11 protein-coding genes and 1 other annotated feature are annotated in these 11,783 nt (G+C 44.8%); of the genes, 9 read left to right on the top strand and 2 right to left on the bottom strand.

Features of this window, described 5'->3' with window-relative positions; all coding sequences use genetic code 11:
- The first annotated feature begins 85 nt into the window (after positions 1 to 85).
- From rpsP to EKG39_RS03085, 9 genes are all read left to right on the top strand, one after another.
- Complete coding sequence (rpsP, locus tag EKG39_RS03125) at positions 86 to 337, top strand: 30S ribosomal protein S16 (protein WP_076407737.1); 252 nt, start codon at positions 86 to 88, stop codon at positions 335 to 337.
- A gap of 20 nt (positions 338 to 357) precedes the next feature.
- Complete coding sequence (rimM, locus tag EKG39_RS03120; RefSeq protein WP_126504107.1) at positions 358 to 888, top strand: ribosome maturation factor RimM; 531 nt, start codon at positions 358 to 360, stop codon at positions 886 to 888.
- Positions 889 to 903: 15 nt separating this feature from the next.
- A complete protein-coding gene (gene trmD, locus EKG39_RS03115; protein WP_126504105.1) occupies positions 904 to 1,650 on the top strand; it encodes a tRNA (guanosine(37)-N1)-methyltransferase TrmD in 747 nt (248 codons plus the stop codon).
- A gap of 35 nt (positions 1,651 to 1,685) precedes the next feature.
- Entirely contained in the window at positions 1,686 to 2,039 is a 354-nt protein-coding gene (gene rplS / locus EKG39_RS03110; RefSeq protein WP_076407746.1) for a 50S ribosomal protein L19, read from the top strand.
- A 466-nt stretch (positions 2,040 to 2,505) separates the two neighbouring features.
- Positions 2,506 to 3,597 carry a 3-deoxy-7-phosphoheptulonate synthase gene (locus EKG39_RS03105; RefSeq protein ID WP_126504103.1) on the top strand — a complete coding sequence of 364 codons (1,092 nt, stop codon included), beginning with the start codon at positions 2,506 to 2,508 and terminating at the stop codon, positions 3,595 to 3,597.
- A 76-nt stretch (positions 3,598 to 3,673) separates the two neighbouring features.
- Complete coding sequence (tyrA, locus tag EKG39_RS03100; protein WP_126504101.1) at positions 3,674 to 4,813, top strand: bifunctional chorismate mutase/prephenate dehydrogenase; 1,140 nt, start codon at positions 3,674 to 3,676, stop codon at positions 4,811 to 4,813.
- 284 nt (positions 4,814 to 5,097) lie between these two features.
- Positions 5,098 to 6,756, top strand: coding sequence for a hydroxylamine reductase (gene hcp / locus EKG39_RS03095; protein ID WP_126504100.1), 1,659 nt, complete (start codon positions 5,098 to 5,100; stop codon positions 6,754 to 6,756).
- Positions 6,757 to 6,876: 120 nt separating this feature from the next.
- Positions 6,877 to 7,968: an FAD-binding oxidoreductase gene (locus tag EKG39_RS03090; RefSeq protein WP_126504098.1), complete on the top strand. Its 1,092-nt coding sequence runs from the start codon at positions 6,877 to 6,879 to the stop codon at positions 7,966 to 7,968.
- 110 nt (positions 7,969 to 8,078) lie between these two features.
- Entirely contained in the window at positions 8,079 to 8,414 is a 336-nt protein-coding gene (locus tag EKG39_RS03085; RefSeq protein WP_126504096.1) for a hypothetical protein, read from the top strand.
- Positions 8,415 to 8,475: 61 nt separating this feature from the next.
- Here EKG39_RS03085 and EKG39_RS03080 read toward each other — a convergent pair whose 3' ends face one another.
- Together EKG39_RS03080 and hpf are read right to left on the bottom strand one after the other, a co-directional pair.
- Positions 8,476 to 10,464, bottom strand: a complete 1,989-nt coding sequence (locus tag EKG39_RS03080) for a chorismate mutase (protein ID WP_126504094.1) — start codon at positions 10,462 to 10,464, stop codon at positions 8,476 to 8,478.
- Positions 10,465 to 10,494: 30 nt separating this feature from the next.
- Positions 10,495 to 10,616, bottom strand: a sequence feature (Phe leader region).
- Positions 10,617 to 11,404: 788 nt separating this feature from the next.
- Complete coding sequence (gene hpf, locus EKG39_RS03075; RefSeq protein WP_126504092.1) at positions 11,405 to 11,767, bottom strand: ribosome hibernation-promoting factor, HPF/YfiA family; 363 nt, start codon at positions 11,765 to 11,767, stop codon at positions 11,405 to 11,407.
- Between the last annotated feature and the right edge of the window lie 16 nt (positions 11,768 to 11,783).

Raw genomic sequence — 11,783 nt, 5'->3', positions numbered from 1 at the left:
TTCTATCTGGGACTCTTCGCGAACACGGGGTTCCAGTTTTTATTTTTGCTTCATAAGAAGCAAATCATTAGAGGATAAAAGACGCATGGTTACCATTCGTTTAGCTCGTGGCGGCGCAAAAAAGCGTCCATTTTACAACATCGTAGTTGCTGATAGCCGTAATGCTCGTGACGGTCGTTTCATCGAACGTGTTGGTTTCTTCAACCCAATGGCTCGTGGCCAGGAAGAAACTCTACGTTTAGACCTAGATCGCGTTGAGCACTGGGTTGCTACTGGTGCTGCTACATCTGATCGTGTAGCAAAGCTAATTAAAGACGCTCGTAAAGCTGCTGCTTAATAGCGTTAAGGTATAGATTGATGAGTAGTAAACAAGAACCTGTTGTGCTGGGGAAATTAGGATCCAGTCATGGCATTAAGGGTTGGTTGAAGATCACTACCTATACCGATTCTGTTGAAGGTATTTTTGACTATTCACCTTGGTTGATTAAAGAGCAAGGCGAATGGCGTGAGGTTAAAGTGCTCCAGTGGCGTTATCAGGGTAAAGCGGTTGTCGCTTGTCTTGAGGGCGTAGAATCACGGGAACACGCGCAGATGCTCACAAATTGTGAGATTGCGGTTACTCCAGAACAGATGGAGACCTTGCCGGAAGATGAATTCTACTGGCGAGATCTTATCGGTTGTGAAGTGATTAATACCAAAGGCTACAACATGGGTAAAGTACAGGAGATCGTGGAAACGGGATCGAATGATGTGCTCCTTGTTAAAGCTAACGCTAAAGATGGCTTCGGCAAAGCGGAACGTATGATCCCCTTTGTCACCGAGCAGTTCATCATTGAGGTGAACTTAACGGAAAAACAGATCACAGTGGATTGGGATCCGGACTTTTAAGTCGAGGTAGAACATATGCGGTTAGGGGTAGTAACCCTGTTTCCTGAGATGTTTCGCGCCGTAACAGACTTTGGAGTAACGGGTCGGGCCGTTAAAAATGGCCTGCTGGAGTTGCAAACGTGGAATCCTCGTGATTTCACCCATGATAAACATAAGACTGTGGATGACCGACCTTATGGCGGTGGCCCTGGCATGTTAATGATGGTGCAACCTCTACGCGATGCTATCCATGCGGCGAAAGCTGCAACTGGTGACAGTGCGAAGGTGATTTATCTATCTCCTCAGGGACGCAAGCTGACACAGCAAGGCGTCGAAGAGTTAGCTAAGTCAGACAGTTTGGTTTTAGTGTGTGGTCGATACGAAGGTATAGACGAACGCATTATTCAGACTGAAGTGGATGAAGAGTGGTCAATTGGAGATTACGTGCTTTCGGGCGGTGAACTTCCTGCGATGACTCTGATTGATTCGGTATCACGGTTGGTTCCTGGTGTACTAGGAAAGAAAGCCTCGGCAGAGCAGGATTCCTTCTCTGACGGATTATTGGATTGTCCCCACTATACTCGTCCTGAAACCTTGGATGGTTTAGATGTACCGGCAGTGTTGTTAAGTGGCAACCACGAACATATTAGACGCTGGCGTCTACAACAGAGTCTCGGTAGAACTTTGTTAAGACGACCAGATTTATTAGAAAATCTAGCTCTGACTGACGAACAAACGAAGCTATTGAGTGAGTTTGTTGACCAAACGAACCAAAGCGGATAGTTACGGACAGTTATATCTAGTATGGAGTTTATTTCATGAATAACATCATTAAAATGCTCAACGAAGAGCAAATGAAGCAAGATGTACCAGAGTTTGGTGCAGGTGACACAGTAGTTGTTAAAGTACGTGTTGTAGAAGGCGGTAAAGAGCGTCTACAGGCGTTTGAAGGCGTTGTAATCGCTAAGCGTAACCGCGGCGTTCACTCTGCATTCACAGTACGTAAGATCTCTAATGGTGAAGGTGTTGAGCGTGCGTTCCAGACTCACAGCCCAATCATCTCTAGCATCGAAGTTAAGCGTCGCGGCCGTGTTCGTCGTGCTAAGCTTTACTACCTACGTGAGCGTTCAGGTAAGTCTGCACGTATCCGTGAGAAGCTTTCTACTAAGTAATTTAGTAGTACGCAGTAAAAAAAAGATGCAGTGTTCGCACAATAACCCGCCTTATGGCGGGTTTTTGTGTTTCTGAGAGCTGAGAAAGTTCTAATAGCCAAGAAAGCTATAAGTCTCAAGATAAAGCTAAAAAAGTGGTAAGTCTTAACTCAAGAAAAGCTAAGTCAAGAAAAGCTAAGACAATAAGAAGATAGGGTTGATAAATACATGTCTCAAACTGAGAATCCTGAACCTACAACTTAAAACTTAGAACTGAGAACTTAGAACTTAGAACTTAGAACTGCCCTCAATCCTTTTCCATGAATTTTCCTCTTGTTAGCAGATCGCCCTTGATCTTATTCTAAAGCACAGGCATAGTTAGCCTTAACTTGTAATGGTGTAGCAGTACGCCTTTACATCCTTAAGGTCGAATACAGGTTAGCAATGTAGCGAAGCTCAGTTTTTCAGAAGTCATCAGGTGGTTAGCATGCAACAAGATACAATTAACAATGTTCATATCAGTTCAGAGAAAGTATTAGTCACTCCCCAGGAGTTGAAACTTGAGCTCCCTCTATCTGAGCATGCTTATCACTACGTGCTCAATGCTCGTAAGACTGTGGCCGATATCGTGCATAAGCGTGATAATCGCGTGCTTATCGTTACCGGGCCTTGCTCAATCCATGATATTCCCTCGGCGAAAGAGTACGCGTTAAAGCTTAAGAGACTTCATGATGAGCTCAGTGATGAGTTCTACATTCTTATGCGAGTGTATTTCGAAAAACCGCGTACGACGGTTGGTTGGAAAGGGATGATCAATGATCCGGATATGGATGAGTCATTCGATGTCGAGAAGGGGCTACGACAGGCCCGTGAGTTGATGATCTATTTAGCTGAGCTTGGTCTGCCGGTTGCTACCGAAGCGCTTGACCCTATCAGCCCGCAGTACATGTCTGAGTTGGTGACTTGGTCGGCAATTGGGGCTCGCACCACAGAGTCACAAACCCACAGAGAGATGGCGTCAGGTTTATCTATGCCTGTAGGCTTTAAAAATGGCACCGACGGCAAGCTTGGAGTGGCTATTAATGCTCTTGAATCTGCCGCCAGTGGTCATCGTTTCATGGGAATTAACCAGGAAGGCCAGGTAGCCTTGCTGCAAACCGCGGGTAACCCTGATGGTCACGTGATCTTACGAGGTGGCAAAACACCGAACTATGATTCTGTCAGTGTTGCCGAGTGCGAAAGTCAGCTGCACAGTGCCAATCTAAATGCGCGTTTAATCGTCGATTGCAGCCACGGTAATTCATCGAAGGATCATCGCAAGCAGAAGGGCGTCTGTGAAGATGTGTTCGGCCAGATTTCAGACGGCAATCAATCTATCATAGGCGTCATGCTAGAGAGCCATCTGAATGAGGGGAATCAGAGCAGCGATAAGCCCATGGACGAACTCGCTTACGGGGTGTCAGTGACCGATGCTTGTATCGATTGGGAAACTACTGAGCAGATATTACGTGAAGGTTCGGCCTTATTATCTTCTGTTTTACCGACGCGATTTGATATGCTTAAGGTTGCCAATGCCTGATTGGTTGGCTCATAGCTGGCTTGTGTAGTTATTTTGCTAATATCTGATGATTTTTTTTGTAATGGGCTGATGATCGATGAATGAAAAAACAACGGCTGAACTCGAAAACTTACGAGGCCTGATAGATGGCGTCGATCAACAATTGATCCACCTTTTAAGGAAGCGATTGGATTTAGTCGCTCAGGTTGGAGCGGTTAAACATGGGGCTGGCCTTCCTATTTATGCGCCTCAACGTGAAGCTTCAATGTTGGCTAAGCGTCGGGGCGAGGCGCAGAAGATGGATGTCTCTCCTCAACTGATTGAGGATATATTGAGACGCTTGATGCGTGAGTCCTATCTCAATGAGAAGGATGTTGGCTTTAAACAGGTGAATCCGGATCTTGGTCATGTGGTTCTGGTCGGAGGGGAGGGGAAGTTAGGCGGCCTGTTCTCACAAATGTTGGTCTTATCCGGTTACCAGGTTCAGGTACTCGATAAAGATGATTGGTGTAGAGCGACAGAGATCTTCGATGGGGCAGGGTTAGTGATTGTCACTGTTCCGATCGCTATCACATGCGATCTGATCAAAGAAAAACTTACCGAGCTACCTCAAGATTGTATTCTTGCCGACCTGACTTCTATTAAGGGAGAGCCTGTTAATGCAATGCTTGAGGCTCACAAAGGCCCTGTCGTGGGGTTACACCCAATGTTTGGCCCTGACGTCGGTAGCTTAGCTAAACAGGTTGTCGTTGTATGTCATGGTCGTAAGAGTCAAGATTATCAGTGGTTGCTCGAACAGATACAGATCTGGGGGGCCCGTATTGTAGAAGCTGAGCCTGAGCGTCATGATAAGGCGATGCAACTGGTTCAGGCTATGCGTCACTTCTCCTCTTTCGTCTATGGGTTAAACCTATACAAGGAAGAAGCTGATATTGAGTCTCTGTTGCAGTTTAGCTCACCTATCTACCGACTCGAGTTAGCTATGGTGGGTCGACTCTTCGCGCAAAGTCCGGAACTGTATGCGGATATTATATTTGCCCAAAAAGAGAGTCTTAACGCTATCAGGGATTATTTAGATAATTACTCCCAGGCTCTGTCACTGTTGCAATCAGGTGACCGCGAAGCATTTGTTTCTCAGTTCGAAGAGGTGGCGCAATGGTTTGGAGATTTTGCTCCTCAATTCCAGCGTGAGAGCCGAGCCATGCTGCAATCGGTTAATGATATGAAGACTGACTAGATTTATGCCTGATTGAATTTGTATAAAATGGGAGCGTTGGCTCCCATTTATATTTTAAATCCCTGATATTTTAGCCTTAATTTTCTATCAATGTGACGAGTCCATATCCTTTTCTATCTCCTGCTTAACTAATTATTCTCTGACTTTATTAGTTAATTGAGAAGTTGATCTACTTCATAGTTTTCATCATTAAAATTAATATTGCTTCGAAGCTGGCACTAATGGATTTATAATCGCCTAAAACATGCAAATAAAAAGCATGATTAAAAACAGGAGCAGTCGTAATGTTTTGTATTCAGTGTGAACAAACAATTAGAACCCCAGCAGGAAATGGTTGTAGCTATTCTCAAGGAATGTGCGGAAAGCTTGCCGAAACTTCCGATCTACAAGATCTACTTATTTATGTACTTCAAGGTGTATCAGCCTACGCGGTAAAGGCTCGTGAGTTCGATATTATCGACCATGAAATCGACACCTTCGTTCCTAAGGCCTTCTTTGCAACCTTGACCAACGTTAACTTTGATGACGCCAGACTCGTCGAGTATGTTGAGCAAGCAAACGCATACCGTGGCCGTTTGCAAGATGCTTATGAGACTGCATGTGCCGCTAAAGGTGTTACCCCTGCAGAATTGAGTGCTCCAGCGCAATTAATTTTAGCCACTTCAAAGCCAGAGATGATCACTCAGGCTGCATTAGCTGCTCCGAATCGTGGCGACGTTCATGAAGATATTTTGGGTCTGCGCCTCTTATGTTTATACGGCCTGAAAGGTGCCGCAGCTTATATGGAGCATGCGCGCGTTCTTAGTCAGACGAATGATGAGGTTGCAGGTCAGTTCCATGAAATTATGGCTTTCCTTGGTGAAGATTCAGTTGATGTCGATAAGCTTTTCGCTACATCAATGGAGATTGGCCAGTTAAACTACAAAGTGATGGCAATGTTGGATGAAGGTGAGACAGCATCTTTCGGCCACCCAGAGCCTACTCAGGTGAACACAGTTGCAGTAAAAGGTAAGGCTATCCTGGTCTCTGGCCATGACATGGTCGACCTTGAACTTATCCTTAAGCAAACCGAAGGGAAGGGCATCAACGTCTTTACTCATGGTGAGATGTTACCCGCATTGGCTTATCCTGAGTTTAAGAAGTATCCACACTTGGTGGGTAACTATGGTAGTGCTTGGCAGAACCAACAGAAAGAGTTTGCTAACTTCCCTGGTGCGGTAGTTATGACCTCTAACTGTATTATCGATCCGAACGTAGGTAGCTACGCAGATCGTATCTTCACTCGTAGTATCGTTGGCTGGCCTGGAGTGACTCATTTAGTGGGTGATGACTTTACTCAGGTTATCGAAAAAGCATTAGAACTTGACGGCTTCACCTATGATGAGATCCCCCATCTTATCACCATAGGTTTTGCCCGAAATGCGTTGATGGCAGCGGCTCCTGCAGTTATTGAGAACGTGAAGAATGGCTCTATCAAGCACTTCTTCCTCGTCGGTGGTTGTGATGGTGATAAGGCTGAGCGTAGCTACTTCACCGATATTGCGACTCAGGCGCCAGACGATTCAGTTATTATGACTTTGGGTTGTGGTAAGTATAAGTTTAACAAACTTGAGTTTGGTGACGTTAACGGTATCCCGCGTCTTCTCGATATCGGCCAATGTAATGACTCTTACTCGGCGATTCAGCTTGCTATCGCTCTGTCTGAAGCATTTGAGTGCGAGATCAATGAATTGCCATTGAGTCTTGTGCTTTCATGGTTTGAGCAAAAGGCGATAGTTGTCTTGCTGACACTCTTGTCATTAGGCGTAAAGAATATTCGTACAGGTCCAACTCCTCCGGCATTCTTAACTCCTAATCTGCTTAAAATATTGGAAGATAAGTTTGGTCTTCGTAATACAACGACCGTTGAAGAAGATCTTAAGACAATGTTAAACGTCGCTTAATCTGCAAGTGAATTAACTGACCACGCCTTGTATCAGTCATAGAGACAGGTACAAGCTGGTCAGTTAACTTTTCAATTTTTAGCCCTCTATTTCGATAGTATTTAAATTTATGGGAACGTCATGACTACCGACACAATTTCAAAGCCATATTCTGATGAGTTGCAGCTAACTTCTCCTAGTTGGCAACATGGGGAAGTTGAACTTTTATGTGTAGAAAAGTGGCACGAAACCCATGATGTGATTAGCTTTCGTTTTCAAGGTGCTCAACCGGTAAAATTTCAGTTTAAGCCTGGCCAGTTTTTAACTTTTAAGACAGAAATTGATGGTCAGCTAACTTATCGTAGTTATACGATCTCTTCATCGCCCTCTCGCCCTTACTCTATCGTCGTGACGATTAAGCGTATCGAAGGCGGGGTTGTATCGAATCATTTAGCCGATTCACTCAATGTGGGTGATACCATCACTGCAACCGGGCCCGATGGCGTATTTAACCTGGTTGATATTAAAGCCGACAGATTCCTGTTCCTGAGTGCCGGCAGTGGTATCACGCCTATGTATTCTATGTCTCGTTGGTTAACTGATACTCAGGTTGGGGCCGACATCGCCTTTCTGCATTGTGCTAAGAGTCCTGAGGACCTTATCTTTAAGTCCGATTTAGATAGAATTAGTCTCAATAACCCAGCTTTCAAGCTAAGTTTGATCCTAGAGTCAGGTGCAGATCAGATAGAGAGTACATTAGCCTGTGAGTCTGGTCGTATCAATGCCGGTAACCTCCAGAGCTTGGTCGAAGATTTTCACCAGCGAACTATTTTTGTATGTGGCCCCGAACCTTTTATGAACGGGGTGAAGTCTCTCTTAGAAGAGATAGGCTTCGATATGTCTATGTACCACCAAGAGAGTTTCGGTGGCGCAGCTGTAACCTCTGAGGCTGCTCCTGGTGCAGTGTCAGAACAAACAGATTTTATGCTCAGCATAGGCGAGCGTCGCAGAAGTATGAGCCAAGATCAAAGCTTGCTTGAAGGGATTGAAGCCGAAGGGTTACCAATCATAGCAGCTTGCCGTTCGGGTGTTTGTGGTGCGTGTAAGTGCCAGGTGCTGGAGGGAGAGACAGAATCGAGCAGTCAAATGACACTGACAGCTGATGAAATAGCACAAGGCTATGTACTTGCTTGCTCTACAAAAATGAAGTCGGATATCTCGTTAGCCTTGTAAAGGGTTAAGTATTTTATATCTGTAGATTTGCGCTATGGCCAGTGACAACGTATTGTTAAAGATGAGTGTTATCTGATTTTTTGCATACCTTGTCACTTTGGAGCTTATCTATGATATCGACAACCTCTCAGAGACTAGCCATAGACGATCCAAGCTTAGCGCATCTATTGTATGCGTTAATGACCGCATTTCCGCTTCTTTTCCTTCCTACCTTATTGGGGCTTATCATTAATCTTGGCCAGAAGTCATCCTCAGCCGGCGCATTAGTCAGCTCTCATCTTCGCTGGCAGAGACGCTCGACAATCGGTTTTATGGTGTTAGGAGGGGTGGGCTTTTCTTTATCACAAATTTGGCTGAGCGCAATCATCTACCTTATTGCTACACTCTGGTTTTTCCATCGAATATTGAAAGGTTGGTTGAATTTAACCGACGGTGTTGCCATATAGCGGCCTAAAATCAGATACAAAAAAAAGAGGACCGCAGTCCTCTTTTTTTTTTGACCAATATTTATTGGTATAAGCTTCTGAGAATGTCCCCGTTAGTGATCAACTCTTCTGCAAAGGCGTCTGCAACTGATGAGAAGTTGAGGACTAGACCATCGGCACTAAGGTGCTTTGCAGCATTAGCGTGTGAAGAGAGCGTCTCAGCAGTCGATGCATAACTTGGATTTACCAGTATCGGCAAGTGGCTTATCGCTTTGATGTCCACTAATGCAGCCAAATCCAGCGATGGCATAACCGAATCATTAAAGGTTCTGACACCCGACTCACACAAGATAACCTGCTGATTTCCTTCTGCCAGGATACTCTCCGCAGCCCCTAAGAACTCTTCGACGCTTGCCATGGTGTTTCGCTCTAAAATCACAGGAATATGTAACGATCCGATGCGTTTAAGCAGGGCTTGATTATTCATCTGCTTTCCCGATACCAGTAAAATGCTGGCATGCTCGGTCGCAAGTTTTAATTCGGCTTCATGTTCGATAGAGAGTATGCATTCGAGATCAAATTGGTGCAGCGCTTTTTTGAACTCGATAACGTTGACTGTTGCATCTTGTTGTCTTGATAAGCCCTCCAGGACAACAGCCTGAAATCCTGCTTCTTTTATTGATTTTGCCTTCTGGCTATAGAGGGCACTATCTTGTGGTAATGAGATTAACGCGATTGCGCCAAACTGCTTATCACCTATGTCTAATTGACCGCTGGTAATACGCGTAGCGTCCTGTTTATACTTCTTGCAATATCTTATCTGCTCGTTTGCGGCGATAGCTGACAGCTCTGTTAGTTCGTTAGTATGTTCGGCGCGGCTGGTATCGGGCTCTATCATCAGCTGACTATTTGAAAGCTGAGTAGGGCTAACTGTTTCGCAAGGGTAACAACCTAATACCTTGATGAAACGGGTGATACGTTCAAGTTCTTTTAATGCGGACTGCATCGATTCACTGGACAGGTTAGCATCGAGATCCAGATAAAACATCTCTTCCCATGGGGTGCCGGGAATAGGGCGAGACTCGAGTTTACTCATATTAAGGTTATGGGCTTTAAGGACTAACAAGGCTTCGACCAAGGCGCCAGGTTTTTGGCCTGTAGCCATGATTAGTGTCGATTTTGCCGGAAGCTGCTCGGGAACGGCTATGGCTTTTCTGGCCACGACGATAAAACGGCTTTGGTTAATCTTTTGGTTCGCTAAGTCTTGGGCAATCGCTTCTAATTGATAGAGTGCACCGCCTTCGGCACTGCCAATTGCTGCTACTGTCGGATCACCACTCTCTATGACCTTTTCCATCGCCTCAGCACTGCTGGAGCAATACTCGAGTTTAAAATCCGGGTGCTGGCTCAGGTAGCGGCTACATTGACTAATTGGTTGAGGGTGAGCGTATACCGTCTTAATTTCACTGACATTACTACTCGCCTTGGCTAATAGGCAGTGGCCAACTTCAATGGTGGTCTCACCAACGATGGCTAAACTGGTATGCTGAAGTACATCATAAACTTCATTAATCGATCCAGATGATGTGTTTTCTATAGGCAGAAACCCGTAGTCAGCATGGCCGGATTCAACCGCTTGGACAATCTCATCGAAGCTTTTACAGCCAAGGTCCTGCATGTCGACCTGACGTCTATCGCAGTAGCGGTTGGCTGCAAGATATGAATAGGAACCTCTGGCGCCAAGGTAAGCAACACAATATTGTTGCTTTTGAGTGTCCGGATTAGCACGGCCCTGAAGATAGGCCTGTTGGTTAAGCACTGAGTCTTCGATAATACTCTGATAGAGAGAGATGACATAGTGTGCATCTAACCCCTGTTCCCGCCCTTGCTTGACGAGCCTAGCCAGCAACTCTTTTTCCCGGTGAGTATCTCTTATTGGCCGAATATCGACCTCTTTACTGCGGGCAACATCGAGGCTCAGTTCCCGTCGCTTAGCCAGAAGTGCCAACAGATCTTTATCTAGTGCAGTTATCTGTTCACGTGTATGGTTCAAAGGCTGTGGTTTGTTCATGCTGTCCTCAATATCTTAACCAAATTCTGTTACAAAAAAGCCTCCCTAGTGGGAGGCTTTGGAATTTTTACTTTCGTTTTTACACCGAAATTCCGCCTCCCGAGATGGGTGGAATAAAAAAGAAAGTAAAAAAGTGAACGTTATGTAATGTCATCACTATCAAAGTAAAGCCGGAGCTCTTTAGTGTCAACGACTAATTCAGATAATCGAGAATCAAGTTGGATGAGGGTTAAGGGGGAAGGGGTTAAAATGAGAATTTAAAAGTGATTTATAGGCATAAAAAAGCGCACCTGAGGTGCGCTTTGGGTGGAGCAAAATAAAAAAACCAAACTGCAAAATCCTCCTTTTAGTGCTTGGGACCCGGATCATATGCTTCATTAACTTTTGAAAAGCGAAGCTGGATATCAGGTTCCGGTCTGTTTAACGGTTTAATTCAGGCGGAGTTGCTGTTGTCAGCTAATGTCCGGTTGCATCGCTTATTTAAAGCTGCGTATCGGTCTATAGTCCGCCTGTGTATAAGTTTATATCTAACATCTAACATCTAACATCTAACATCTTACGTCTAACATTTATCTTCAAAGATATCTTACAAAGGGTGAAACTAAAACGACTATTTGGTATCGCTCCTTTTAGTTTTCGAAACCTATATCTGTTACTTCATGACCTCTTCATAAGGGAAGTGAGATCTCTAGGTTTGCACTCGGTCCAGCGTTATATGTTCAGGCGCGATTGCTGTTGTCAGCTTAGTGTCCTTATGCCTCACTTACAAAAAGTGGCATCTGGGGTTTTCATGCTCGCCTGTATAAAAACTTAAAACTGCTCTGGGCTCCTTTTGAATAATGAATCTTTAAAACTTCACCCTATATATAAGCGTAGCATGGTGAAGCGTTTCATGTGTGATTTCTCGGCGGAACACTCTGCTCCGCCGGTTACCAGCATATTAAGCTGCGTATTCCTCTTCTAAATCCAGATCAGAATCCTTTTCTGGCGCTTCCTCTTGACGTTTATGTGAGGCATTTCGTTGCGCTTCTGACTTATGGGTGAGTTTGTTCAACTGTTTCTCTAGCTTTTGCCCCATCGCGTTAATCGCGCTATAAAGATCTTCATGTTTTGCTTGAGCAAAAAGCGTGTTATTCGGGATACCTACGGAAGCTTCAATTTTAAAAAGTTGTTTCTCTTGAGTTATGATTACATGAGGGTTAATCAACTGCACATCATGTCTGGAGAGCTTCTCTAGACGGGCTTCTATGCGTTCGCGGATAAGGGCAGTGACTTCAAGGTGTTTGCTTGTAATCTTTGTCATATGTCGAACCTTTTGT

Origin of the sequence: Shewanella atlantica (genome assembly GCF_003966265.1) — a bacterium.
GTDB lineage: Bacteria > Pseudomonadota > Gammaproteobacteria > Enterobacterales > Shewanellaceae > Shewanella > Shewanella atlantica.
This window is presented reverse-complemented; position numbering and strand designations above follow the sequence as displayed.